Source organism: Paenibacillus sp. MMO-177 (assembly GCF_037147795.1).
Classification (GTDB): Bacteria; Bacillota; Bacilli; order Paenibacillales; family Paenibacillaceae; genus Pristimantibacillus.
Genome location: NZ_JBBCUR010000004.1, coordinates 465538 through 492025 on the forward strand (window position 1 = coordinate 465538; position 26488 = coordinate 492025).

Below are 26488 nucleotides of genomic sequence, written 5' to 3' on the forward strand. Positions count from 1 at the left end.
GCTTGCCCGTCTCCTGCCGTTTAAGCATAATTTATTTGAAAAAGGGGGAGAATCCCCCGGTTTTTACATGACATTCCCCTTTTTTTACGTCATACCGTCTATATTATCATTGCAGTAGCAAATCTTATAAACAGTGCTATATTTAGGTCTTAAAAGGAGGCGGGAAGCTTGGGCAGATTCAGGCAATTGCGAGTCAATCATCAAATTTTCATCCTTATGATTTGCATTATTACCCTTCCGCTGACGATTATGTCGGGCATCGTGTACCTGTTCTCGCTTCAAACGGTAAAGAACGAATACCAGAACAGCGCCAATCTTATTCTGAACAATTTGTCCTTTAATATCGACCAGTACCTGCAAAGCATTGAGACCGGCACGCTTACCGCCCAGCTCGACAGCCAGCTGCAAAGCTCGCTTGTCCACTGGTCGGAGAACAAGAATCCGAATCCAAGCGATATCAGCATCCGGTACGGCAGCGTTATCGAACAATTCATAAGCCGGATCGAGCTTACGATCAAGAACGTCGATAGCGTGCAGGTGTTTGCGGGCGGCCGCATTTTCTACTCGGCGGACTTTAACCAATCCGATTACAACACGGATAACGTATTTGATCAGGATTGGTACAAAAAAACGCTCTTGTCCCAAGGCAAGGCGGTTTTGTTTGGCGCGCACACCCCTTTCCTGCGGACGAATTCTTCCGAGTCCGTTATTTCCATCGCCCGAGTTATCAATAAGACGGGAACCCGGACGAATCTGGCCGTCATTCTCGTTGATATCCGGCTTGATTCCTTGCGCGAAATCTTAAGCCTGTCCGAAAATACAAACCGAAATTTTCTTATTCTCGACGACGCTGGGGGCATCGTCTATTCCTCGGACCCTAATCAGGAGCAGCTGCTGAAGGATCTCGGGGAGCCGGGCAGTCAGGCGAAGCTGAAAGCCCGCGCGGGGAGCTATTACTCCGCCATGAACGGCGTCCCTTCTTATCTGAACTTTGTCACCTCGCCATTCTCCGGCTGGAAGGTCATTCAGTACATGGATGAGCATAACATGACGAAGGACGCGGCCATGTTCCGCAAAATTCTGCTGTGGGGCGCTTTATGCTCCCTCGTTACCGCGCTGCTGTTCATGATTATGCTGTCCAAACGCGTCACCAAGCCGATTATCCAGCTCAGCAAGCAGGTCAGAGCGGTTGGGCTTGGCAAGTTCGACGTCGACCTCAGCACGCAGCGGCAGGATGAGTTCGGCGTTCTCTATAAAGGTATCCGCAAAATGGTGGAGGATCTGCAGGAGCATATCGAGCGGTCTTCCATGACGCTGGCCCAACAAAAAGTTGCGCAATACGGAGCGCTCAAGAGCCAGATCAACCCGCATTTCCTCGCTAATGCGCTTGAGTCGATTCAGATGAAAGCCATCATTGCGGGGCAGCGGGATATTGCGGATATGGTAGGCCTGCTTGGCCGGCTGTTCCGCATTCATATCCAGACCGGCAAGGATATCGTAAGCCTTCGGGAGGAGCTGGAGCATACCCGGCTGTACGTGAAGGTGCAGCAAATGCGCTTTGGCGATAAGATCAGCTATTCGGAAACAATCGAGCCCGGCGCCGAAACGCTTCCGGTTCTGCATTTCTCGCTGCAGCCGATTGTGGAGAACGCCATCGTTCACGGCTTGGAGCGCAAAAGCGGACAAGGCCAACTTGAAATAGCCGCCTTTGTCTCCGGCCAGGCCTTGCATATCGAAGTGACGGATAACGGCGCCGGCATGAAGGAAGAGGATTTCGCAAAGCTCCGTCAACGCTTGAACGAAGCCGCCGAGGACACGCTTGGCAGCACCCATATCGGCGTCAAAAACGTGCAGGACCGCATCCGCTATTATTACGGCGACGGATATGGTCTCGCGATTGAAAGCCGGCCTGGGGAAGGCACAAAGGTAACCCTTCGATTTCCCGCGGCAAAAGCGATTTCCGACTCCCCGCGTTAACAACAAAAACTCTGAAAGTCTCGTCCAAACGGCGGGACTTTTTCTTTTTTGCCATTTTGGAAGCGCTTCCCACATAGATACCTCTCTTTTTACACCCCAAGGTTCATTTTTTACCTCATCGCCCGAAACCGCAGGCAAAGCCGTTTTTTTGTGTTAAAACGTTAGCTAAGGACAGCCGGCAGTCCTTACCGCAGTTCAAACCAACGATCGGAACGCTGTGTTCCAAAAGGGAGAAAATTATTTTCATCCGTTCCGAAGGAGAGAAAATAATCCTCCAATTACTTCAAGAACAATAGGGGGACTAACCGTGAGCCTGCAAAAATTTCATGGGATCATTCCGGCTTTTTACGCTTGCTATGACAATGACGGAAACATCTCAAAGGACCGAACCGGACAACTTGCGTCCTATTTGTTAGCCAAGAAGGTACAAGGCGTATACGTGGGAGGAAGCTCGGGCGAGTGCATTTACCAAAGTATCGAAGAGAGAAAAGCGGTACTCTCCTATGCAGCGGAAAGCCTGAAAGGCAAGATGACGCTTATCGCTCACGTTGGAGCTCCGTCGACCAGAGACAGCATCGAGCTGGCGAGGCATGCCGCGGAGCTCGGCTACGACGCTCTTTCCGCTATACCGCCGATTTATTTCAAACTGCCGGACAGCGCGGTCATTCGTTATTGGAACGACATTATCGATGCAACCCCGCTTCCGTTCATCATTTATAACATTCCGCAGACAACGGGTTACCAGTTAACGCCTGCGGTATTCCGCAAGCTGCTTGCTAACGAGAAGGTTATTGGAGTAAAAAACTCGTCTATGCCGGCGCTCGACATCGAGCGTTTCAAATCCGTCGGCGGCGACCGCGTTATCGTCTTTAACGGTCCGGACGAGCAATTCGTCGCTGGCCGCATCATGGGAGCGGAAGGCGGAATCGGCGGCACTTATGCCGCTATGCCGGAGCTGTTCCTAGAGGCCAACGTACTGCTGCAGGAAGGCAAGCTGGAAGAGGCTACGCGCCTTCAAAGCGCGATCAACGACATCATCATTGCGCTTTGTTCCTTAAACGGCTCGATGTATGCCGGCATCAAAGAAGTGCTTCGCGCAAGAGGGGTAGACATTGGCGGCGTTCGGGCGCCGCTCGAGAACCTCAGCGGCGATGACGGAGAGAAGATCCAGCTGATTGTCGCGAGTATCGACAAGGCCATTGCAAATTTTGTTCGCTAGAGAAGTCCACTGCCAGATCAGATCCTAACACGAAAAGGGAGCGGTTAAAGATGAAGAAATGGTCCATGGGCATTACCGCGGTAACGATTATGGCTTTGCTCGCCGGATGCTCCGGCAATGCCAATAACGAGGGTTCAAGCGCAAACGGCGGAGGTAATTCGAAAGGCAAAGAAAAGGTATCGATTAACGTTTGGCTGACTCCGCAATGGAAAGGCGTGCTTGATGCAACCGAGCAAGGCGCCGATTACGACAGCTTCCTGAAATACGCAGCCAAAAAATTTACGGAGCAATACGACAAGTACGACGCTGACATTAAGGTGGAAGTAATCGCCGGTGACCAACGCGACCAGCTGCTGAATGTCAATCTGAACGGCGGAACCGCTCCAAACGTCTTCTTCGAAAGCACATTCGCCATGGGTGATTACGTGCACCGCGGCGCGCTTGAGCCGCTTACCGGCATCATCGACGACAATGCGAAAAGCGATATCGCCCAGAACTACTGGGACATGGTGACGTTTGGCAAGGATATTTACTTCTACCCGTTCCAGAACAATCCGGGAACGCTCGTCTACAACGCGGATATGTTCAAGGCAGCCGGGCTCGAGCAGTACGTCGGCGGGGAGAACGAGATCAAGACCTGGACGCTTGCCGAATACGAGCAAATTCTTGAAGGCCTCAAGACCAAGCTTCCTAAGGATAAATACTCCAACGCTTACCCAATGGCGCTGTTTGCGGTTAACAACCAAGGCGACACATGGAACCTGTCTTACCTGAGAATGTTTGGCTTCGACTTCTTTGATAAGGACGGCAATATCGTGCTTGGCGACAACGGCGTTAAAGCGGCGGCATGGCTGAAGAAAATATACGACGCCAAATATACGAATCCTGGCGCGGAATCCGTCTCCTCCAATGACGCAAATGCCATGTTCCAAAACCAGCAGCTCGCCATCAGCTTTACGAACCCGGTTCTGTTCAACGGCATTAAAGCCAATATGGCAAACGGCACTTCTCCGAAGTTCGATATCAGACTGGCGAATATCCCTTCGGAAAGCGGCGACCCGCTGACCTTCACTTACGTCGTTGGCGCAAGCGTATTCCAATCCAAAGATCCGAAGAAAACCGAAGTCGCCAAAGACTTCGTGAAGTTCTTCTCCAGCGATCCGGAGCTCGTGAAATCGTCGAAAAACGGCATTCCGGTGCGCGCATCGGTCATTAAAGAGCTGAGCGGCGAGAATCCGTTCTTTGCGGCATACGATGCGAACTCCAAATACATTTTCAACTTCAGCGGCAACGTTCCGGGCTACAGCCAGTTGCGCGAGGCTCTTTATCCGGAGCTGCAAGCTCTGTACATGGGAGCAAAAACGCCTGAGCAAGCCATTAAAGACTATGTAACGAACGGCAACAAGGTTATCCAGTCCAACAAAGAAAACTCGGTCATCTATAAGAAATAGCTAGGTCAGACAAATAAACAGGATCGGCGGCTCTTCGTCTTCGGGAAAGCAGGAAGAGCCGCTAATCGGAAAGGCAGCCACCATGCGCATTCGGAACAGTTTTGTGAAAGAGAACCTTACCGGCTATTTGTTTATTTTACCGCAAATGCTCATTTTCCTTGCTTTTCTCGTGTATCCGATATTGGAAGGCATTCGGCTCAGCTTTTATAAAATCAATTACCAGAATGAAAGCTTTGTAGGCTTCGACAATTACGCAGCTTTGTTTAATGATCCCGTCTTTTTCAAAGCGCTCGTGAATACGGTCGTGTTTGTTGTATTCATCGTTCTGTTAACCGTAGGCTTTGCTTTGTTTGTAGCATCCGCCATCTTCGATAAAAATGCCAAGTACGTTTCCTTCATCCGGGGAAGTTACTATATACCGGTCATGGTCTCCATGGTCGTCATGAGTATGGTGTGGAGTTTCCTGCTTAATCCGGCTAACGGCCTCATCTCCTATTTCGCAAGGGAAGCAGGTCTGGGCACGGTCAATCTGCTGGGCAATACGCAGACGGTCATGCCCGTCATTATCTTCGTGACGTTCGCCGGCAACGTCGGTCAGTCGATTATTCTGTATATCGCTTCCATGATCGGAGTATCCAAGGATCTCTTCGAAGCAGCCGAGGTGGACGGGGCCAGCAGATGGCAGGTTATTACGAAAATCCTGATCCCTTCGGTTCAACCGACCACGATCTACATTACGATTATCAATATTATTGCCGTGCTGAAGATCTTTGTCGTTATTCAGCTTCTCACAGGCGGCGGGCCTAACAACGGCTCGGTCACCCTCATGTATTACTTGTACAATAACGCGTTCAAATACAACCAGCTTGGCATAGCTTCCGCAGTTGGCGTTATCATGTTCGCCATCACCTTGCTGCTGTCGATCCCTCAATTAAAGGCCATGCTCAAACAGAAGTAGAAGCGAGGAGTTGAAATCATGATGACGCAACCGAAGAAAGCAAATAAACTGCAGCCCTTTGACCTGGTGTCGAATATTCTGGTTACCTTCTTTGCGGTAATCAGCTTGTTCCCGCTGTATTGGCTGTTCACCAGCTCCTTGAAAAATAGCTCGGATGTGGTGAAAATGCCTCCGGACTGGTGGCCCGCTTCCATTACCTTTGCCAACTACGCCGATATTTTTCGGAACCAGCCCGCTCTAAGATGGACGTTCAACAGTATCTTTGTTGCGGCAGCTACGACCATTCTCGTCATAGCCGTTGGCTCCATGGCCGCTTACGCCTTCTCGAAGATCCATTTCAAAGGCCGGCAGACGATCTTTATCGTGTTTATCTCAAGCTTAATGATTCCAAAGGAAATTATGATTGTCCCTTTATTCCGCATTGTGCAGGATTTCGGCATGGTCAACAGCTTCCATGGCATGATCTGGCCCAACGTAGCCGGCGCATTTGGGGTATTTCTGCTAAAGGGCTTTTTCGACAGTACGCCGGATGCGCTGCGGGAAGCGGCCAAAATCGACGGTGCCGGGGAGTGGCGGGTATTCCTGCAAATTATGCTACCCATCGTCAAGCCGGGCATCGGGGCTTTGTTTATTTTGAACTTCGTGCAAATTTGGAACGATTACCTGTGGCAGCTTGTCATCGGCCAGGAGAAGACCATGAAAACCCTGATGGTTGGCACCGCGACCCTCATGCAGGATCTGAATCCGAACTTTGCCTATAAAATGGCGGGAGCAACCGTTGCGGCGGTTCCCATGCTGATTATCTTTATTTTGTTCCAGCGCTATTTCACTTCCGGAGCAACGGCCGGTGCCATTAAGGAATAGCTTCACACATTGAAGGAAGAGAGAGGTCGTTGGGATGAATAACTTGTTTGAGCGAATACAAGGAAGGCTGGTCGTTTCCTGCCAGGCGCTTCCCGAAGAGCCGCTGCACAGCCCGTTTATTATGGGGAAAATGGCCTATGCCGCTTCTCTTGGCGGAGCGGCGGGCATCCGGGCGAACAGCGTGGAGGACATCCGAGAGATCAAGACGCGGGTTAACCTGCCGATTATCGGCATTATTAAGCAGGTTTACGGGGATTGTCCCGTATTCATTACGCCAACGATGGCAGAGGTGGACGCGCTTTGCGGGGAAGGCGTCGAGCTTATCGCCATGGACGCAACAGACCGCGTAAGACCGGACGGCTCGACAATCGCCGAGCTGTTCCCGCAAATCCGCGCAAAGTATCCGAACCAGCTGTTTATGGCGGACTGCTCGACCTACGAGGAAGCGCTGCAGGCCGCCGAGCTTGGCTTCGATTGCGTGGGCACAACGTTAAGCGGTTATACGGAAGCAACGAAAGGCCAAGCGCTCCCTGACTTCGGGCTGATTGCCAAGCTGGTGCAAACCTTGAATGTGCCTGTCATTGCCGAAGGAGGTATTTCGACGCCGGAGGAGCTGCGAGCCATGTTTGACCTTGGCACGTATGCCGCCGTTGTTGGCTCGGCTATTACAAGGCCGATGGACATTACGAAACGTTTTCTGAAAGCGCTGGAGTAGGTCCCATGAGGATTCTAGCGGCGGATATCGGCGGTACCAATACGAAGCTTTGTCTTTGCGATGAGCTTGGAAACGTTGAGCAGTTTACGGAATATGCCACGGAAAGCGGAAAAGGCGGGCCGCATGTGATCCAGCGGCTGATGGAGCGGATGTCTTCATACTCGGGCTACGACTGCATCGCAATCAGTACGGCCGGACAAGTAAACGCCGAGGAAGGCTCTATCGTTTACGCCAATGCCAATATTCCCGATTATACCGGCATGCGGATAAGCAAGATCGTTGGGGAATGTTTTGACGTGCCGGTGAAAGTAGAAAACGACGTAAACGCGGCGGCGCTTGGCGAAGCCCGTTACGGCGCGGGCAAAGACTTTGCAAATTTCTTGTGTCTTACCTTTGGAACCGGCATAGGCGGCGCTATAGTCATCAACAACCGGCTTTATAAAGGAGCGAATGGAGTCGCTGCGGAGTTTGGCCATATGTTCACCCGTCCTTTGCATTACTATGAGAGCTTGGCGTCAACAACCGCTTTGGTGAAACTGGCCCGACAGGCCGATCCTTCCTGCATCAACGGAAGAATGCTATTCGAACAGATTCATAAAGGCAATAAGCAGCTTAACGGGGTATTAGACGTTTGGATTGAAGAGGTCAGCCTAGGCCTTGCCTCCTTGATTCATATCTTCAACCCGGCGGCAATCGTTGTTGGAGGCGGTGTCATGGAACAGCTGCCGCTAGTAGAACGCGTAGAGGCTCGGACCAAAACGCTGATTATGAGCAGCTTCGCGGGCGTTGCCATACGTCCGGCCGCGCTGGGCAACAAAGCCGGCTTGCTTGGAGCGGCATCCTTGTTTCTAAGCTAGGAGGGACAACTTGCGGGAGATCAGCATTACTTCAACGATTCATTCCCACTACAACCGGTTTACGGCCACGGAGAAAAAAACGGCCGATTATATTTTGGAGCACCCCGATGCCGTCGTCTATATGTCGATTACGGATCTGGCCGAGGGCTGCGGCGTAGGAGAGGCCAGCATCTTTCGGTTTTGCAAAGCCTTGGGCTTTAAAGGGTATCAGCAATTCAAAATTGCGCTTGCTCACAGCATCTCCGCGGATAATGAAATTCCGCAGCTCTCCGCTCAGGTAAGATTGCAGGATACGCTCGAAGAAGCCGTCTCCAAGACGCTTCAGAGCAACATCAATGCGTTAAATGAGACGTTTAATCTCATTCAGCTGGACAGCATCAACCGGGCGATTGATCTGCTTATCCGATCCGACCGGTTCATTTTTTACGGAGTTGGCTCGTCCTTAATGACCGCGATGGAAGCGAACAACAAGTTCATGCGCATTACGAACAAGACCGGCTGCTCCGTTGATTCGCATCAGCAGGCGATGTCGGCTGCTCTAATGGGCGAGAAGGATGTCGCGATTATTATTTCCTACTCCGGTTCAACCAAGGATTCCATTGAGGTTGCGAAAAAGGCCAAAGAGCGGGGAGCGGCGATTATCGTGATTACCCGCTTCGTCAAATCGCCGTTAACCTCCTATTCTGATATTACTTTGTTATGCGGGGCCAACGAAGGTCCACTGCAAGGCGGCTCCTTATCGGCAAAGATCGCGCAGCTCTATTTGCTTGACGTGCTGTACGTCGAATATTTCAAACGCACCTATGAAGCATCCATCATAAACAAGGAAAATACGTCGGCCGCGGTTGCCGTCAAACTGTTCTGAAGCAGAGAAGGGAGCAGGCTATATGATACTAGGTTTATTGTCAGGGGAAAATGATCTTCCTAAAGGCGGTTACTCTGTCATTGAAGAAGCCCTTCAGGCATTGCGCCAGCTAACGGAGAATAAAGAACTGCCCGAAGGCAGAGTGGAGCTGCGGGGCGATTTGCTCTATATCAACTTCATGTCCTTCGATACGAAGAGCCAAGAGGAGCAGGCTGCGGAGAAGCATGAGCAATACCTCGACATCCACTATCTCATTGAAGGTGCCGAACGGATCGGATGGTCGCCTCTTGAGGCGGGAATGATTCCCTCACAGCCGTATAATGAGGCGGATGATTTTGCATTATACGCTCCTCAAGCCGATGAACAATTGCTGTCGTTAAAGCCCGGCATGTATGCCGTCTTCTTCCCCGATGACATTCACCGGCCGGGAATGGGCGACGGTTCGCCTATTAAGAAAGCTGTTGTCAAAATCCACAAGGCACTGCTTGCGAACTGAAAGCCACCGACCTCCAGTCTGACTTTGGGCAAGCCTGTTCACCCCACCGTACGTTGGAGTTACTCCAGTGAAATCAGGTTAAACGGATGACTTGCGGTGGCTGCATTGGAGTTAGTCCAGTAAAAAGACCAGAGGTTACTCTATTACTTTAATAATAAGGGCTGTTCGAGGTCAGTTAATGACTTTTGGAACAGCCTTTTTTTCCGTTGCCTGCATTTTATAAAATAATTGCCTACAGAGCCTTTCTTCCCTGACACACTGTTGTCAACAAGGGTAACTTATGATGGTTTCAGATGATTGTTCAGCAATCAATTCAGGGAGAAGAAAGGATTGATATGGAATAAAGAATAAATTAGGCGCCATCATTGGAGGACTGCTGCTGGCCATTCTGATGGCATCCATGGATAACACGGTTGTATCAACGGCAATCGGCACAATCGTGGGGGAGATGGGCGGACTCGATAAATTTGTCTGGGTTACTACCGCCTACATGGTTGCGGAAATGGCATGTATGCCGATCTTCGGCAAGCTTTCCGATATGTACGGCCGCAAGCGGTTTTTTATCTTTGGGATTATCGTGTTTATGGTCGGCTCGGCACTCTGCGGAATGGCCCATTCGATTATTGAGTTAAGTATTTACCGGGCTGTTCAAGGGGTTGGAGCCGGCGCGATGGTATCCATTGCGTTTACGATTTTGTTCGATGTGGTGTCCCCGAAGGATCGCGGCAAAATGATGGGGGCGTTTGGAGCGGTATTTGGCCTCTCCAGCGTAGTTGGCCCCTTGCTCGGCGGCTATATTACGGATCACCTCAACTGGTCGTGGATCTTCTACATTAATCTTCCGCTTGGCTTCATCGCCCTGCTAATGATTGCTCTGTTCTACAAGGAATCGGCGGCCCATTCGAAGCAGCGTATCGACTGGGCGGGCTCCATTCTTCTCGTAGGGGCTGTTGTCTGCTTTATCTTCGCGCTGGAGCTCGGCGGCAAAACCTATGCCTGGGATTCTCCGCAAATTATCGGACTGTTTGCCGGGTTTGCCGTTCTTGCCTTCCTGCTTGTTCTGGTCGAGAGAAAAGCGGCCGAACCTATCATCTCGTTTGGCTTATTCCGCAGCAGACTGTACACCACAAGCAATCTGGTCGCTATGCTTAGCGGCGCGGCTTATATGACGGCAGCGATTTTTATTCCGATCTACGTGCAGGGCGTCATTGGCGGCTCCGCCTCTAACTCCGGTCTAACCTTATTGCCCATGATGGTTGGCTCGGTTGTGACCGCAACGTTAGGCGGATTCCTCATGACGAAGCTGCAATACCGGACGATTATGTTAGGAACGCTGGCCATCCTGTTCATAGGGCTTGCTCTGCTCTCGCAAATTACGGTAGAATCTTCTCGACTTTCCATCACGGGAATTATGATTCTGATCGGTCTTGGAATTGGCGCTTCCTTCTCGGTATTAAGCAGCTCGGTGCTTCATTCGTTCCCTGCCGCGCAGCGCGGCGCGGCAAGCTCAACCTTGAACTTCAACCGTTCGCTTGGCATGTCGCTTGGCATTACGATTTTCGGGATTATTCAAAGCCACAGCATGCTCTCGAAGCTTACCGAGTCGCTTGGCTACGGCACGGTTCCGTCCGGCTTGAACTTAAACGATCCGCATTCCTTGCTGAATCCGGCATTCCGGCAGACCGTTAACCCTCAGCTTCTGGATACGATAACGGCCGGGCTCTCTAGCTCGATTGGCGCGACCTTTGCCTGGAGCCTGATCCCTGCGGCATTAGCGTTAGCTGCGGCATTCCTGATGACGAAGGACAAAATGGAGGCGGCTGCCGAAGGCGAAGAATTCGCGGCTGCACACTAATCATATAACGGCAGGCTGGAGCATGCCGGTTTAGGAGAGATAACGATGAAGCTGGAACGGTTAATGGCCATTACGATTTTACTGCTTAATCGAAAGCGGGTACAGGCGCAGGAGCTTGCGGACCAGCTCGAGGTGTCCCTGCGCACCATCTATCGCGATCTCGATTCGCTTGGTCAGGCCGGCATTCCCATTGTCTCCTATACCGGCATGGAGGGCGGCTATGAGATCATGGACAGCTTCCGGCTGGACCGGCAGCTCTTATCCTTTGACGAACTGACCGCTCTCTTCACGGCGCTTCGCGGTCTGGAATCAACAAACGCCTATGACCGCTCGAATATGGATCTCCTCCTTAGCAAGGTTGGCGCCATGGTGGCGCAGGCCGAGCAAGGCCGGACCGGTGAAGGAGGCCGTATTCAAGTCGATTTCACCCCTTGGAAGAACAGCGAAGAGGATCAAGCGCGGTACGACCAGCTCCGTCAAGCGGTTAATGACCGTAAGCTGATCCGATTCCACTATACGAGCAGAACCGGCGGCGAACAGGAACGCGAGATCGAGCCTATGGCCCTTGTTCTGAAGAACTATGCCTGGTATCTTCACGGCTATTGCCGCTTGCGCGAGGATTACCGCATCTTCAAGCTGACGCGTATCCGGCAATTGAGTATTCAGGCCGGCACCTTTACTAGACGGACAGAATCGCTGGAACAGCTGAACGACTGGTGGAATTCATCCGAGAGAAGAGGCGCAAGCGAGGGAATTCCTGCCGTCCTGCAGTTTAAAGCGGCAGCTGCCCTATCCGTCATGGACCATTTCGACGAAAAAAATATTGAACGGCTGGCGGACGGACAGCTTATCGTGCGAGTGACGTACTCGAGCGAGCACTGGCTGATCCGTAACGTGCTTCATTATATGACCGATGTTATTGTGCTCGAGCCCGCCTCGATCGCGGAAAAGATCAAGCAGACCGCTCTGGCTATCGCGCGTCAGTACGGCGGGTTGGAGCAGGAATAAGTCACTCTTAAGGAGGCTTGCCCATCATGTCCTTGCAAGGAAAAGTAGCGATTGTTACGGGCGGTGCCCAGGGGATCGGGAGAGCGGCCTGCATGCGGCTCGCCAAACAAGGGGCGAAAATTGCAGTAAGTGATTTCGAAAGAGATTTAAACGCGGTGGTCTCCGAGATCAGGGCAAACGGCGGCGAGGCCATAGCCGTTCCGGCTGATTCACGCAGCAAGGAACAAATGGAACAGCTTGCCCAGACCGTCATTCATACCTTGGGACAAATCGATGTGCTGGTATGCGGGGCAAGTCAATCAGCCGAGGCGGCCAGCTTTGCCGAGCTCTACTGGGAATCCTTCGAAAGGCAGTTGGCCGGCGAATTAAAGGCCGTCTTTGAGCCAACGAAGGCTGTAATAAAAGCAATGATGGAGCAGCAATCCGGCCGAATCATCTATCTGTCCAGCACGGAAGGAAAAGATCCTACCCCGAATTATATCGCCTTTGGTACAGCAAAAGGGGGCCTTGATACTTTTGCCCGGTATATTGCGCAAGAGTATGGCCCCTACGGGATCTCGGCTAATGTTGTAGCACCCGGATTTGTCAGATCCGATGAAGCCTTTATGATCTCCGAAGAAGAAAGCCGCGTGATAAGCAGCTTTACCCCGCTTGGCCGGATCGCCGAGCCGGAGGATGTAGCGGGTGTGATTGCTTTTCTCGCCGGAGATGGCGCGCGGTTCCTGACAGGCACCTACACGCCTGTTACCGGCGGTCTTGTCATGGAGTAAGTTGTTTCCACGCCATGAAGTGATTTTATGCCGTCTTTTAATCTGCGTCAGCCTCCAAACTGCGAAAGGCATCCCGTTGGGATGCCTTTCGCAGTTTGGGATGAATATGTTGAAATAATTGCTATAAAATTTAAACTTTTTTTACAAATTCCGATTTTAATTTCATCGCTCCGAAACCATCAATTTTGCAATCAATATCATGATCACCCTCAATGAGGCGAATATTTTTTACTTTTGTGCCTATTTTTATAACCGATGAACTTCCTTTCACTTTCAGGTCTTTAATTACGGTCACGGTATCGCCATCGTTTAGTACATTTCCGTTAGAATCTTTGATCATCTTATGATCTTCTCTCATGTCAGCTTCGGATTCTTTCGACCACTCATGGCTGCACTCCGGGCAAATAAATAATCCACCGTCTTCGTACGTATACTCCGAATTACATTGGGGACAATTTGGAAAATCCGCCATCATTTATTCTCTCCTTTTTCGGTGCTCGGGTTATTGAGATGATAATCATGCAGTTCCTTTTGGAAACGATGAAAAGGACTCGATAAAACTTTAATATTTCTTTCAATTTTGATTTGCTTTTTGGGATCATTCTTGCATTGGTTCAATCGGTCAATGTTCTTATCTATTTTCTCCCTGAGCGTTATAATGAATCCAATTGCAATATGTGCTGCTGCCAGCTCCTCCAGATCGATTGCCAAAGCTTGTCCTAGATTCCGAATACCCTCGATGTGTAACGACTTTTTCACGAAAAAAACTTCTGGAGTAAAATCCTCGCGAAAGTCTTGCCCGGGTACTTGTCTCCAAAAATCATTCCATTCCTTTAGAAGCCCTGTTGCGTACAACAGGTATTTTAAAAACCCGCATAACCATGCCGTACAACTTGTATTTCGCTGTGTACATCCAATTCCATTTGCAAGGTGCCGACAACCATTACAGCAGGAGCCCCCGTTTGTTATACAGACCTTGCAAATCAAATCGGAGCCGGCCTCATACAAAGCATTAACGCCAATCTTGATGACTGTCTGTCTACTCATTTTCTTTTCATTAGCATTAAAGCTTGGCATTCGCCCTTCTCCCTTTAGAAAAATCAAATATTCAAAAATTTGAATATAGTAATTATAATGCAGTTACGTGCAAATAACAATTGATGCCCCCGCTTGTACCTTTCTCCATTAAGCATGATTTGAAATGTGATATTATATTCATATATTCAAAAGTAAGCTATTAAGGAGTAAATGCCATGAACCAGAATCAGAATATTCAACAATTTAAAGCTGATTTTTTTAAAGCATTAGCCCATCCCATGAGAATTCGAATACTCGAGGTTCTTAGCGAAGGCGATCGGAACGTTAACGAATTGCAGAGCATCTTAGGTTCGGAAGGTTCTGCCGTTTCTCAGCAATTGTCCGTTTTGCGAAATAAAAATGTGGTTAGTGGCATAAAGGATGGGACATCGGTGATCTATTCGTTAAGAGACCCGCTGATTAAAGAATTACTGGTTGTCGCAAAGCGCATATTTGATAATCATCTTGTAGATGCCATTTCACTGCTTGAGGTCATTCGAAATGAACAATAATCAAAAAACAAGGGCTTTCATGAGAAACATCAAGAAGCACCTTGTTTTTTCCTTTTTCCAAGTGCCTATTCGAAGAATTAGTGCCGATTTTACGGTTTGACATAAGGCAGTCCGCAAGAGTAATATCCCTATATATTCAAATAATCAAATATATAGGGATAGAGGCGTAGAAATGAAATGGATGGGGAGATATAAAGGATATCATCTACCTGCTTTTCGCAAAGATCTCATTTCAGGTTTGATTGTTGGGATTATTGCCATTCCGTTAGGGATGGCGTTTGCCATAGCCTCTGGGACAAAACCGGAGTACGGAATATATACAACCATCTTCGCCGGAATACTCATAGCTTTATTCGGAGGCTCCAAATATCAAATTGGAGGTCCGACCGGCGCTTTTATCCCCGTTCTTTTCGCGATTGTCTTGCAATACGGATACGAGAATTTATTGATTGCCGGTTTTCTGGCCGGAATTATTCTTGTTTTCATGGGCTTATTCAGGCTTGGCGCATTGATTAAATTTATCCCTCGTCCTGTTACCATCGGATTTACAGCAGGAATCGCCGTAATCATCTTCAGTGGTCAAATCGGAAATTTATTGGGTCTTACCGGCCTCGAGAAACATGAAAAATTCCTTCCAAACATGACGGAAATTGCGGTGCATCTAACTACCGTTAATCTCTATAGTGTCACTACCGCAGCCATTTGTTTGATGGCTATCCTGCTGTCGACGAAATTCATGCCCAAAGTTCCCGGTTCATTAGTAGGGCTTGTCCTATCAAGCGTTGTGGCAGCCTTGTTCTTCAAAGGGCATTTAGCAACCATTGGATCTTCATTCGGGGCGGTCCCGAGCACACTGCCTCATTTCCATTTCCCGAATATAACGTGGGATCGAATAAATACGATGATTTATCCCGCGCTTACTATTGCTATGCTGGGCGGTATAGAATCCTTATTATCGGCCGTTGTGGCTGATGGAATGACTGGCACCCGTCATAACAGCAATCGTGAGTTGATTGGACAGGGCATCGCGAATATGGTAACGCCGCTTTTTGGAGGAATCCCGGCGACCGGGGCCATTGCGCGGACAGCAACCAACATTAAAAATGGGGCTGTATCGCCGTTTTCCGGTATCATACATGGAATTGTTGTTTTTCTTATACTGATTTTGTTTGCTCCTTACGCTTCTAATATCCCGCTTGCAAGCATGGCTCCCATTCTAATGCTCGTTGCGTGGAATATGAGTGAGCGAAAAGAATTTGCTTTTGTCCTAAAAACGAAAACCAGCGATTCTTTTGTTCTGCTGATTACCTTTTTACTAACCGTATTCACGAATTTAACGACGGCTGTCGAAGCAGGCTTAATCATTTCCGTTATTTTGTTTGTAAAACGAATGAGTGGATTGTTGAAGGTGACCAAAGTTCTGCCCGATTCATCTGTCAAAAACAATAAAGTTAAAGCGTACATGGTTAGCGAAGGCCATGATTGTCCTCAAATCAATATTTATACCCTCGATGGTCCGCTATTCTTCGGCACAGCCAATATTCTGGAAAAAATCATCATGGACTCTACTCATCTAAAATCAAAAATTTTGCTGCTTCGCATGTCAAAAGTACCTTACGTGGATACGACAGGTGAGTCCAGGCTTGCCCGATTGGTGAAAGATTTCAAGAAATCAGGCGGGACCGTCCTTATTTCGGGCATTCAACCACAATCGATGGAAGTATTCAAGAAAACAGGATTGGATATGTTCATTGGAGAGAACCGTTTTTTTAACCATACAGGCGAAGCAATTGATTATGCTTTAATCCACCTGGATCACAATAAGTGCACAGGCTGTAAACATTTCGCATTCCGTGAATGCAAGAAGCTGTCGGACACTTCACCAAGCTATTTTAATGACTTTTGAGATAGTTCTTGTTTCTTCTCACTGTACGCTGGATTTCCCTCGCAAAAAACGCCCTATTATGCTGCATGAAATCCAATGTAGCTCTCCTTCGTTGTGCAATGCGAATCCGTAATAGGTTAGACCGATTACCTAAATATAAAGGGCTGTCCTATTGTCATTTAATGACTTAGGGACAGCCCCTTGCAGTTTTACTCTATTCTTCGTAGATCTTGGTCAACATGGCGCCAAGCACCTCAAGCGCCTCTTCCTCACGCTCGCCGTCTACTTCGAGCGTTACTTCGTCGCCTTTTGCCAGACCTAGGGTCAACAAACCAAGCGAGCTTTTTCCATTTACTTTTTTAGTCCCTTTGATCAGCTTTACATTGCAAGGGAACTCCGACGCCGCTTGAACAAAAAGCTTCGATGGACGGGCATGGAACCCGGATGGATGGATAATGGTATAAGTTTGCGATAGCATTATTGTGGTCTCCTTTGCTTAACGAATTGTTGGACTTCTTCCTGCGTGCTCATGGCAAGAGCTTCTTCGGCCAGAGCCGCCCATTCCGGCTTGGACAGCTGCCCCACCAGCTCGCGGGCAGGCAAGATGGAGCCCGCGCTCATGCTGAACTCGTCTAAGCCCATTCCGAGAAGGAGAGGGATGGCTGTCTGGTCGCCCGCCATTTCGCCACACATGCCGGCCCAAATGCCAGCCCGCTCGGCCGCTTTGATGACCATGTTTACCAGTCTCAGGATAGAAGGATGATACGGCTGATACAGGTAAGCCACCGATTCGTTCATACGGTCGGCTGCCATGGTGTACTGGATCAGGTCGTTTGTACCGATGCTGAAGAAATCAACTTCCTTCGCAAAGATATCGGCGCCAATTGCGGCCGCCGGAATTTCGATCATCATGCCCACTTCGATCGAGCCCGACACCTGAACCCCTTCCTGCTCCAGCTTCGCGCGTTCTTCCTCAAGAATACGCTTCGCTTCGCGAAGCTCGCTCAGCACCGCAATCATCGGGAACATAATGTTCAGCTTGCCATGCACGCTTGCCCGGAGCAAGGCCCGGAGCTGAGTACGGAACAAATCTTCCCGCTTGAGGCATAAACGAAGCGCACGAAGCCCCAGGAACGGGTTGCTTTCCTTCGGCAGCTCCAGATAAGGAAGCTCCTTATCCCCGCCGATATCCAGCGTGCGAATAACGACGCGTTTGCCGTTTAATTTCTCAAGCACATGCTTGTAAATTTGGAACTGCTCTTCTTCCGTCGGGAACGAGCTGCGTCCCATATAGAGAAACTCCGTGCGGAACAGCCCCACGCCGTCGGCGCCGTTCTCCAGCACTTTATCCAGGTCTTCAATGCTTCCAATGTTGGCCGCGAGCTCGAGATGCTCGCCATCCGCCGTTACCGACGGCTGCCCGGCCAGACGCTTCAGCTGTATTCTGCGCTCATCGTATTGCTTCTTTTTCTCCCGATACTCGGCCAGCACTTCCTCCGAAGGATCCACAATCACTTTTCCTTCCGTCGCATCCATAATGACCATGGCGCCATCCGCAACAGCTGCGGCCGACGAGCCGGCGCCTACTATCGCAGGAATCTCAAGCGAGCGGGCCATTATAGCGGAGTGTGATGTACGGCTTCCGATTTCCGTTACAAAGCCGCGGATATAATTCAGGTCCAGCTGCGCGGTATCCGATGGCGTCAGATCCTCTGCCAGGATGATGGTCTCCTCGGAAATGCCGGACAGCGAAGCATACGGCTTGCCGATCAGGTGGCTCATCACCCGCCCGGAGATGTCTTTGACATCGGCTGCGCGCTCGCGGACCATCTCATTGTCCAGCTCGAGAAGCATCTCGACAATAGTTGTTGTTACTTCATGCAAAGCGTATTCCGCATTAAGGTTCTCGTCCGCGATTTTATCCAGTACCGAGTCCACAAGGTCCGGATCCTCCAGCAGAAAAAGATGCGCTTCGAAAATTTCCGCTTTTTGCGCGCCTAGTCTTTGCTCCGTTTTTACGCGGATCTCTTCGATCTCGCCTTTGGACTTCTCGATCGCCTGCCGGAAACGGCCGGCTTCCGCTTCAGCATCCGCAATGGTCTGCTTTTGCGGGATATATGGGGAATGGTTAAACCGGAATGCCTTTGCGATAGCCACTCCTGGAGATGCGGCTACACCGGTAAATATATTATCCATAATGCGTACCTCTCTAATGGTTTGTCTTCTTGAGCGTTGCTCTTAACGCTGATTCGCAACCGCTTCATAGCTTTTAATGATCAGCTCGTATACCGGATGCCCTTCCGGAATCGAGGTATAATGCGACACGGTCTGTCCCATACCCTTGTCTTTAATCGATTGCTGCAGCTCAACAGCTTCAGGATCATCGGCGTTAACGAACTGAAGCGCAGCCGCCATTACTTTAGCCAGCTGAACGGGCTTCATTCCTTGTTCATGGGCTTGTAAAGCCGGCTTCACTAGACGGTCATTGGGAGACAGCTTGCGGATCGGCGAACGTCCAACACGGGTAACCTCGTCGGTCAGCTGATCGTTGCGGAACCGTCCGATAATCTTCTCGATGTAGTGGTCATGTTCTGCTTGGTCAAAGCCATATTGCGCAACAAGTACGGCCCCTGTCTCCTTCAAGGTCGCCTTCACTTCCCCAACGATTGCCTCGTCGGCCATCGCCTGCTGAATAGTCTCGTAGCCGCGAAGACTTCCCAGGTAAGCGGCAGCGCAATGTCCCGTATTCACCGTGAACAATTTCCGCTCGATATAAGGCATAAGATTGCGTACGTAATGGACACCGGCAACCGGTTTGTACCCTTCGAACATTGCGGATTCGTCTACGACCCATTCATAGAATGGCTCTACCGTAACCTCTAGAGGATCCTCATTGTGCTGAATAGGAACAATCCGGTCAACGGCCGCATCGGGAAAAGCAACCAGCTCCGCTGCCTTTGCCTTTGTCTTTTCATCGAGGTGCCCGAATACATGCTCCTTCAGCTGGGTGCTGCCGCCAATTGCATTCTCGCAGGCGATGATATGCAGCTTCCCTCCTCCGGATTGGATTCGCTTCTCGATTCCGCGGGCGATGCCCGCCGCAATATGCTTCAAGATGTTAACGCCTACGGCTGTGGTCACCAGGTCGGCCTCCGCCACTGCCGCCGCAACATCGTCTATTTTAGTTCCGTCGATGGCGGTTACGCCCGTCACCTGCAGCTGATCCTTGGATTCGTTAGCCAAAGTTACCGTGTAAGCTCCGCGCTTCTGGAGCTCCGTAACAAGCGCCTGGTTGACGTCGGAGAAAATAACTTCATAGCCCGATTGCGAAAGAAGGAGTCCGATAAATCCGCGTCCGATGTTGCCCGCTCCGAAATGTAAAGCTTTCATTATTCCATCCCGCTTTCGAAGATCTCGATCATCTCTTCGGCCGTGGAAGCCTTCAAGATCCGTTCCAGATTCTCATCATCGGAGCAAACCATTGCTACGTTCGTCAGAATGTCCAGATGATCGTCGCCAACCGCCGCAATACCGATGACCAGATGCGCGATATTCCCTTCGCCGAAATCAACGCCAGCCGGAATTTGAACGATGGACAGGCCCGTCGACATGATGGAGCCCTTCGATTCGTTTGTTCCGTGAGGGATAGCAAGGCCTCCGCCCATGTAAGTGGATAGGGACTGCTCGCGTTCCACCATGCTTTCCACATAGCTTGGATCAGCGTGACCGGCGTTAACCAGCAATTGGCCTGCCAGACGAACCGCTTCGAATTTATCCTTCACCGCTGCATTCAATTTCACTTTATCTGTAGATAAAATACTCATTGTACGTCACTCGCTTCCGCTTTTATATTGAAAAACATTCTAAGATGTATGGTTAAGTAATCTTTAATTTCCGTTTCATCGCCAGCTTCGAGCAAATCAATCATGACCGAATCGAGCAGCATGGCGCTTATTTCGCTTAATACCTCGAGCGCTTCCTTCGTTAAAGTCCGGGGCGCCAGCATTAATAAAAAATGGCTTAACCGGGACGGCGATGCCATCTCCACCGTAAGCGGAGTTTCTAATCGGTATAACGAGAGCGATGGCCTCGTTATCTCTTCTCCTCGTGTATGAAACAACGCTACCGGGGTTCCCGGTATCATCTGACTGCCGCTCTGTTCCCGCTGCATCAGCCGCCGGGCCACTAGACCGGCATCCGTCAGCACGCCTTTGGCTTCTTCCCGCGCGCAGGCTTCTTGCAGAATAAGCGGCAAGTCGCCGCTCTTCTCCTGGATCCGCACAACCTCAAAGCGCCGAATCAGACTCACCATTTCATCAAGCGTTGTCTTAAGGCTGACCAGCTGTTCGAAGCTGGAGGCCAAGCCTTCCGTTTTCTCTTCCTTGTCCGGTTCGCCGTCCCGCTTCTGGACTAGACCCGTCTGAACGAAAGCCCTCAGCCGGTCGGTCTCAGCCTGCGTCAGGAGGGGACTGACCTTGATATATTGCTCTCCGTTTAAAGGCAGATCTACCGTGGAAATGATGAGATCGTATTTGTCCTTCTCCGTCCTTGATGCCTCGTACCACGATACGCGGTCGACGATATGGATTTCCGGCAGTTCCTTCTGAAGCCTGATTTGCAGCAGCTTGGAGGAGCCGATTCCGCTCGAGCAGACCAGAATGGCCCGGACATTTTGCCGCAGCTGCTTCAGCCGCTCCAGCGATGCTCCAAAATGCATGACAAGAAATCCGATTTCCTCATCCGGCACATCCATAGCGGTGAAGACGCGGTTTGCCGCTTTGCGAACGACGTTAAATAAAGACGAATAATCCTTCTTGATCTGATCGAGAAGCGGATTACGAATATTCGTGCCCTCGTGCAGCCTCTGCAAGGCATCCTTCAAGTGAAGGAACAGCCCGTCGCGCAGAGAGCGGTCCTTATTGTAATCGATCCCCATTGCATGCTGTACATGCTCGATCAGGGATCGTACCGTATCGGTTAAAGCCAAGTCATCGGCAGGCAGCATGGAAAGATCGTCGGTCTGGGCCGAACGCAGCAGCCTGCCGATATAAGCGGTCTCTGCCGGCGGAAAAGTCCGTCCGGTCAGCGCCCCCAACCGTTCCGTAAGATACACCGCATCGGATTCCCGACTTATTGTTGCAATGGATGAAGCCGCAACCGTCTTGCCCGCCCGAATCCGCCTTACCGCAATAGACAGCCTAATCAGCAGATCCGTATAAGCACTCTCGCTTAATCGGCTTCCTCCGTATTCTTCCCAGCTCCATAAGATTTTCTCAACAGCTTCCATTTCCGCTTGACCTGCGGCCGCAAGCAACCTGCGGTCAAGCGGATGTACCGGAAGCTCGTTGCGGCTGGAGATCAGCTCCGTATCTTCATACCGATCCTTGATGATCTGACGGATTATTTCCCGAAGCCGTTCTTCTTGGCCGGTCAGCTCTATCCCGTATCCTCTTCTCCGGGTCAGAGTAACTTCAAATCTCTGTACCCATCCTTCAAGCTGGTCTAAATCATGGGCCACAGTAGGAATCGCCACTTTCAATTCATGCGCCAGCGTAAACAGCTTAACCGGCTCGCCGCTTTCGATAAGGAGGCAAAGCAAATACACCTGCCGTTCCTCCGGAGCGAATTCGATTTCCTCCGATACGGTAACGATCCGGGCTAATCGGTCAAGCACCGCTTGGTCGCCCTGCAGCCTGATGCCCGAACCCGATTTTTTGAGCAGCCGAGCGCCTTCCGCAAGCAGAATCTCCTCTACCGCCGCCAGCTCTCGGTGTACGGTTCTTGCACTAACCTGAATCTCTGCCGCGATCTGAGCCGCTGTCAGATCTTGATCATTCCGCAGCAGCAGCTCTAGAATCCGGCGGGACCGGCTGGATATACGCATTCACATAACCCTTCCTATAACGATAGAATGGCCCCAGCGCCGGAAATTAATCTCCAGCGCTGGCAGCCTTGATGAGAAAGGATTCTTTACGAGAGCCGGTCGACGAGTTTGTCATATTCCGGACTTTTCAAGAAATTGTCGATTGAGATATGCTCGGCATTTGGCGCCTGGATTTTAGCGCGGTCCGTCAGCGTTTTGTGCGTAATGACGATGTCGGCATCGCCGGGAATATCGCTGATTGCCGTATTAATGACGGTAACATCCGAACCGGCGGCCTTCATCTTCTTGCGAAGAATCGATGCGCCCATTGCGCTTGAGCCCATGCCTGCGTCGCAGGAGAAGACGATTTTATGAACATCCTCTTTTGCCTTGAACGTATCGCTAGCTCCCCCAGCGTGCTGAGCCTCATGCTGAACGGCTTGCGCAGCCGCTGTCGGAACCGCAACTGCCGTTGCTGCTGCCGCGGTATTGCCTGCCGCCTTCATTTCTTTCATTCTTGCCGAAGCTTGTTCGAGATCGTCCCCGTCCTCGGCTTCTTTTTTCGTCGTCTTGAGCAGCAGAGCCGCGATAACGAACGATACAATCGCAGCGGTTACGATACCGCTGAGGGCTGCAAGAAGGCCACCCTTTGGAGCCATGGCAATGTAAGCAAAGATACTGCCCGGCGAAGGTGGGGCAACAAGACCCGCTCCAAACAGCGAGAAGGTGAATGTACCTGTTACGCCGCCGGCGATTACAGCAAGAATCAGGCGCGGATTCATCAGAATATACGGGAAATAAATCTCGTGAATCCCGCCGAAGAAGTGAATGATCGCTGCGCCGGAAGCCGATTGCTTCGCCGTGCCGCGGCCTGCAATCATGTAGGCCAGCAGGACGCCGAGGCCTGGGCCCGGATTGGACTCCAGCATGAAGAGAATCGACTTGCCTGTGCGGGATGCTTCTTCCAGTGCAATCGGACTCAATACGCCATGGTTGATCGCATTGTTGAGGAACAGAATTTTTGCGGGTTCAATAAGAATGTTGGCCAGCGGGATCAGGTTATGGTTAACCAGGAACTCCACGCCGCTCGACAGAATTTTGGTCAATTCTTCGATAACCGGACCAACGCCGGAATAAGAGATCAGGGTAAGAATCGCGCCTATAATACCAAGCGAGAAGTTGTTCACCAGCATTTCGAAGCCGGATTTGATCTTTCCCTCGATCGATTTATCGAATTGCTTCAATACCCATGCGGCCAGCGGACCGCAAATCATAGCCCCGAGGAACATCGGGATGTCTGTACCGACGATGATGCCCATTGTCATCAGAGCGCCAATAACGCCGCCGCGCTGCTTATGAATCATCGTACCGCCTGTATAACCGATCAGAAGCGGAAGCAGATACTTGATAATCGGATCAACAAGCTTTGCAAGGGTTTCGTTTGGCAGCCAGCCCGTAGGGATGAACAACGCCGTAATGATCCCCCATGCTATAAAAGCACCAATATTGGGCATAACCATACCGCTGAGAAAACGTCCAAATTTCTGGACTCCCACCCGAATACCCCCGGCTTGAGAGTTGTTTTGCACTTGCTGCATATTTGGGTTCCTCCTCTATAAAATCGCTTTCTTTTTTTGCCGGACCGGCAGTGCCGTCGGATTACTATCATCGTAATTCAAGCCCGCTTCCGGAACAACAAAAGGAAAACGAGGTTTTGTCAATCATACTGTTGACAACATTTAATTAGATTATGAACAGCAAAAAAGCCGCCCCTTATAAAAGGAGCGGCCTGTTGGTTTTGAGCCGATGGCGCTTTAGGCGCCTTCAGCCCTCTCATTCATTTACTTTTCCAGAAACTTTCTTAATATTCGCCTTTAATGACAAAGAACGAACCGCGGATCGTACCGGCAAGCTTGGATTTCTGTCTGGCAAACTTGAATTTCCCTTCCAGCTCCTGCGGTACCTCCATCCCTTCGGACAGCTTGAAGCCAACGGCCCGCTTCTTAGGATCATCTACCGTGTACATAACGTTAAGAGCCAGCCCGTCCTCATAGAAGACATACGTGAACTTGATGTTCTCCACTTGGAACTGCGACGTTTCCAGCGGTTTGGCCGAGAACTCGATATTGCGTTCTTTCAAAATCCGGTTCACATAATCGAGGGCTTCTTGACTCTCGCTCGCGGGTACAACCGTAAACTCATGCTTGTATTTAGTCATAAAATAACGGGCTTCGTTCGCTCGCAGACCGGCAAGCGTCTCCGCTACGGGCGAAGAATCCAGACCAACGGTGGACACATGTTTAAAATCAACGGTATAGGACATTCCCATTCCTCATCTCTCACGAAATTTTCCTATTTACAGGATTCCTAAACTATCAGATATTATACCAAAAAATGTTTAGTAGAAAGCCTCTTATTGGAAATCAGTCCCTGACAATCGGCAAGTTCCGGTTACCTGGTAGCGAGATAATCCTCCAGCACTTGCTGAAGTGTTCCTTTGGTTACCGCTTTATGTTCAAAGGATAAGCCTGTCCGGATCATTTTCTTTACAATCTCCGGCCTCAGCCCGGTTACAATCGGCTGGCAGCCCATCATATTGATTCCGTCAAAGACATGGATGAGCTGCCTAATGACGCTTTCCTCCATCTCCATAACGCCCGACATATCTATAATCAACGTTTCGATCCGGTTGTTGCCGATCTGCGAAATAACCTTGTCCTCAATAATGTTGGCCCGGAACTCGTCTATCGTCCCGATCAGAGTGAGAATGGAAGTTTCCTTCGTAAGCGGGATTATCGGAACGGACAAATCCTCAACCATGGCCCGCTGCGCCCGGATAAGATCATCCTTGAATAAAGAGTAGCTGATAAAAAACTGATTGAGGAATTGATCCATAAGCTGGTTAATGCTCTTCTCCATGCTGTAATAATGCTCTTTGCTATCGTTATGATTGTTCAGACGGTCGTAATTGTAAAGGAAGTCCCACATGACCCGTCTTACTGCCTGCACCCATTCCAGCTTGAATGCGAGAGTCAATGAATGCTTTGCCCAAGTAACTCCTTCCTGCTTGGCAAAAGCAATCGTCTCATACTCTTTACCGTCAATGACGAAGAGTACCAGCTTGTGCGCGTTGTCCAACAGATTAATATTTCCAATGGCGAGAATTTCTTCAATTTTGTCCCGGACATTAACGGCTTCAAGCAACAACCTCTGCTCGAAATTGTCCCGGTTAATGATAAAGAAGTCTTTCATATTCATCGTGGTTTCCAGCTCCAGATAAACCACCTCTCTCCATTTTATATTTTTTGTTCCCTTGGGGAATGTGATGGTGAATTTGGTCCCTTCATTCTCCGAGCTTTGCACCTCGATTGCTCCATTATGCTGATAAATGACGGAGAATACGAGAGTTAATCCCATGCCGGTTCCGTTTTCTTTCGTCGTATAGAATGGCGTTCCGAGCAATCCGAGCTTCTCTTTCGGAATACCAACTCCGCTGTCTTGAATACACACGATCACCTCGTTCTCCGTGGACATGTGCTCAATGGAAATCGATCCGTTACCCGGAATAGCCTCAAAGGCGTTTTTCAGCAAATTGAAAAATACTTTTTTAAGCTGATTCTTTTTGCCCATGATGTATGAGCCCGGGTCTCGTAAATCGGCATGAACCGAAACCCGGTACATCTGATCCTGAAACAGCTGAGTCAACGAATCCAGTTCTACGGACAGATCGATTGCAGTATATGGCTCTTCCTCCAAATCAGGCTTGGATACATGCAAGAGATTCTGCAGGATATTTATCGCATTACCCAGCTCCGATTCGGCAATTTCTATGTACTTGAGTTCGTTCTTTTCTTTGAGAAGCTGTAAAAATCCCTTAACGGCCGTCAAGGGATTTTTAACTTCATGAGCGATACCCGCGGCTATTTGCCCAACCGAAGCCAGCTGACTCAAATGGGTGTCACTTTGCTTTATGGCTACAACGCCTTCCTTTTCCTGCATATTTACGCGTCCCCAATCTGCTGCTCATTATTGTGCCGTTGCAGCTTGTTATCTGCCGCGCCTTGATTATATGTAGTAGGCATACTTCTAGTATACCTACTACATAAGTATTTTTAC

24 protein-coding genes are annotated in these 26488 nt (G+C 50.1%); 14 read left to right on the plus strand and 10 right to left on the minus strand.

Features of this window, described 5'->3' with window-relative positions:
• Positions 1-168: 168 nt before the first annotated feature.
• The 12 genes from WFK81_RS17645 to WFK81_RS17700 all read left to right on the plus strand — a co-directional run bounded on the left by WFK81_RS17645 (position 169) and on the right by WFK81_RS17700 (position 13035).
• Entirely contained in the window at positions 169-1977 is a 1809-nt protein-coding gene (locus WFK81_RS17645) for a sensor histidine kinase (protein ID WP_336787707.1), read from the plus strand.
• Positions 1978-2284: 307 nt separating this feature from the next.
• Positions 2285-3196 carry a dihydrodipicolinate synthase family protein gene (locus WFK81_RS17650; protein ID WP_336787708.1) on the plus strand — a complete coding sequence of 304 codons (912 nt, stop codon included), beginning with the start codon at positions 2285-2287 and terminating at the stop codon, positions 3194-3196.
• Between the two features lie 50 nt (positions 3197-3246).
• Positions 3247-4647 (plus strand): ABC transporter substrate-binding protein, encoded by a 1401-nt coding sequence (locus WFK81_RS17655; protein ID WP_336787709.1) that lies wholly within the window; start codon positions 3247-3249, stop codon positions 4645-4647.
• A gap of 103 nt (positions 4648-4750) precedes the next feature.
• Positions 4751-5605 (plus strand): carbohydrate ABC transporter permease, encoded by an 855-nt coding sequence (locus WFK81_RS17660; RefSeq protein ID WP_336787710.1) that lies wholly within the window; start codon positions 4751-4753, stop codon positions 5603-5605.
• A gap of 18 nt (positions 5606-5623) precedes the next feature.
• Positions 5624-6469: a carbohydrate ABC transporter permease gene (locus WFK81_RS17665; protein ID WP_336787711.1), complete on the plus strand. Its 846-nt coding sequence runs from the start codon at positions 5624-5626 to the stop codon at positions 6467-6469.
• 34 nt (positions 6470-6503) lie between these two features.
• Positions 6504-7184, plus strand: coding sequence for an N-acetylmannosamine-6-phosphate 2-epimerase (locus WFK81_RS17670; RefSeq protein ID WP_336787712.1), 681 nt, complete (start codon positions 6504-6506; stop codon positions 7182-7184).
• Between the two features lie 5 nt (positions 7185-7189).
• Positions 7190-8041 carry an ROK family protein gene (locus WFK81_RS17675; RefSeq protein ID WP_336787713.1) on the plus strand — a complete coding sequence of 284 codons (852 nt, stop codon included), beginning with the start codon at positions 7190-7192 and terminating at the stop codon, positions 8039-8041.
• Positions 8042-8051: 10 nt separating this feature from the next.
• Positions 8052-8906, plus strand: coding sequence for a MurR/RpiR family transcriptional regulator (locus tag WFK81_RS17680; protein WP_336787714.1), 855 nt, complete (start codon positions 8052-8054; stop codon positions 8904-8906).
• Positions 8907-8928: 22 nt separating this feature from the next.
• Complete coding sequence (locus WFK81_RS17685) at positions 8929-9402, plus strand: YhcH/YjgK/YiaL family protein (protein WP_336787715.1); 474 nt, start codon at positions 8929-8931, stop codon at positions 9400-9402.
• 340 nt (positions 9403-9742) lie between these two features.
• Positions 9743-11257: an MDR family MFS transporter gene (locus WFK81_RS17690; protein WP_336787815.1), complete on the plus strand. Its 1515-nt coding sequence runs from the start codon at positions 9743-9745 to the stop codon at positions 11255-11257.
• Between the two features lie 45 nt (positions 11258-11302).
• Positions 11303-12265, plus strand: a complete 963-nt coding sequence (locus WFK81_RS17695; RefSeq protein ID WP_336787716.1) for a helix-turn-helix transcriptional regulator — start codon at positions 11303-11305, stop codon at positions 12263-12265.
• 26 nt (positions 12266-12291) lie between these two features.
• Positions 12292-13035 carry an SDR family NAD(P)-dependent oxidoreductase gene (locus tag WFK81_RS17700; RefSeq protein ID WP_336787717.1) on the plus strand — a complete coding sequence of 248 codons (744 nt, stop codon included), beginning with the start codon at positions 12292-12294 and terminating at the stop codon, positions 13033-13035.
• A gap of 130 nt (positions 13036-13165) precedes the next feature.
• On the opposite strand, the gene WFK81_RS17705 is transcribed toward WFK81_RS17700, so the two are convergent.
• Together WFK81_RS17705 and WFK81_RS17710 are read right to left on the minus strand one after the other, a co-directional pair.
• Positions 13166-13507 (minus strand): zinc ribbon domain-containing protein YjdM, encoded by a 342-nt coding sequence (locus WFK81_RS17705; RefSeq protein WP_336787816.1) that lies wholly within the window; start codon positions 13505-13507, stop codon positions 13166-13168.
• Positions 13507-14112 carry a hypothetical protein gene (locus WFK81_RS17710; protein WP_336787718.1) on the minus strand — a complete coding sequence of 202 codons (606 nt, stop codon included), beginning with the start codon at positions 14110-14112 and terminating at the stop codon, positions 13507-13509. Before WFK81_RS17710 ends, WFK81_RS17705 begins: the two co-directional genes overlap by 1 nt.
• 176 nt (positions 14113-14288) lie before the next feature.
• Here WFK81_RS17710 and WFK81_RS17715 point away from each other — a divergent pair, with 176 nt between their 5' ends.
• Both WFK81_RS17715 and WFK81_RS17720 read left to right on the plus strand, forming a co-directional pair.
• Positions 14289-14624, plus strand: a complete 336-nt coding sequence (locus WFK81_RS17715) for an ArsR/SmtB family transcription factor (protein ID WP_127494716.1) — start codon at positions 14289-14291, stop codon at positions 14622-14624.
• A gap of 172 nt (positions 14625-14796) precedes the next feature.
• Entirely contained in the window at positions 14797-16530 is a 1734-nt protein-coding gene (locus WFK81_RS17720) for a SulP family inorganic anion transporter (protein WP_336787719.1), read from the plus strand.
• Between the two features lie 193 nt (positions 16531-16723).
• On the opposite strand, the gene WFK81_RS17725 is transcribed toward WFK81_RS17720, so the two are convergent.
• The 8 genes from WFK81_RS17725 to WFK81_RS17760 form a co-directional block, all read right to left on the minus strand.
• Positions 16724-16987, minus strand: a complete 264-nt coding sequence (locus WFK81_RS17725; protein ID WP_336787720.1) for an HPr family phosphocarrier protein — start codon at positions 16985-16987, stop codon at positions 16724-16726.
• The gene (gene ptsP, locus WFK81_RS17730; protein WP_336787721.1) at positions 16987-18705 is read right to left on the minus strand and encodes a phosphoenolpyruvate--protein phosphotransferase; all 1719 of its coding nucleotides are present in this window, start codon (positions 18703-18705) and stop codon (positions 16987-16989) included. Before ptsP ends, WFK81_RS17725 begins: the two co-directional genes overlap by 1 nt.
• Positions 18706-18747: 42 nt before the next feature.
• On the minus strand, positions 18748-19899 hold the full coding sequence (locus WFK81_RS17735; RefSeq protein ID WP_336787722.1) for a mannitol-1-phosphate 5-dehydrogenase: 1152 nt from the start codon (positions 19897-19899) through the stop codon (positions 18748-18750).
• A complete protein-coding gene (locus tag WFK81_RS17740; protein WP_336787723.1) occupies positions 19899-20333 on the minus strand; it encodes a PTS sugar transporter subunit IIA in 435 nt (144 codons plus the stop codon). The genes WFK81_RS17735 and WFK81_RS17740 overlap by 1 nt, the downstream gene beginning before the upstream one ends.
• Positions 20330-22393: a BglG family transcription antiterminator gene (locus tag WFK81_RS17745; RefSeq protein ID WP_336787724.1), complete on the minus strand. Its 2064-nt coding sequence runs from the start codon at positions 22391-22393 to the stop codon at positions 20330-20332. Before WFK81_RS17745 ends, WFK81_RS17740 begins: the two co-directional genes overlap by 4 nt.
• Positions 22394-22479: 86 nt before the next feature.
• Positions 22480-23970, minus strand: a complete 1491-nt coding sequence (locus WFK81_RS17750) for a PTS mannitol transporter subunit IICB (RefSeq protein WP_336787725.1) — start codon at positions 23968-23970, stop codon at positions 22480-22482.
• A 263-nt stretch (positions 23971-24233) separates the two neighbouring features.
• Positions 24234-24695, minus strand: coding sequence for a phage tail protein (locus WFK81_RS17755; RefSeq protein WP_336787726.1), 462 nt, complete (start codon positions 24693-24695; stop codon positions 24234-24236).
• 128 nt (positions 24696-24823) lie between these two features.
• Positions 24824-26371 carry an ATP-binding protein gene (locus WFK81_RS17760; RefSeq protein WP_336787727.1) on the minus strand — a complete coding sequence of 516 codons (1548 nt, stop codon included), beginning with the start codon at positions 26369-26371 and terminating at the stop codon, positions 24824-24826.
• Positions 26372-26488: the final 117 nt, after the last annotated feature.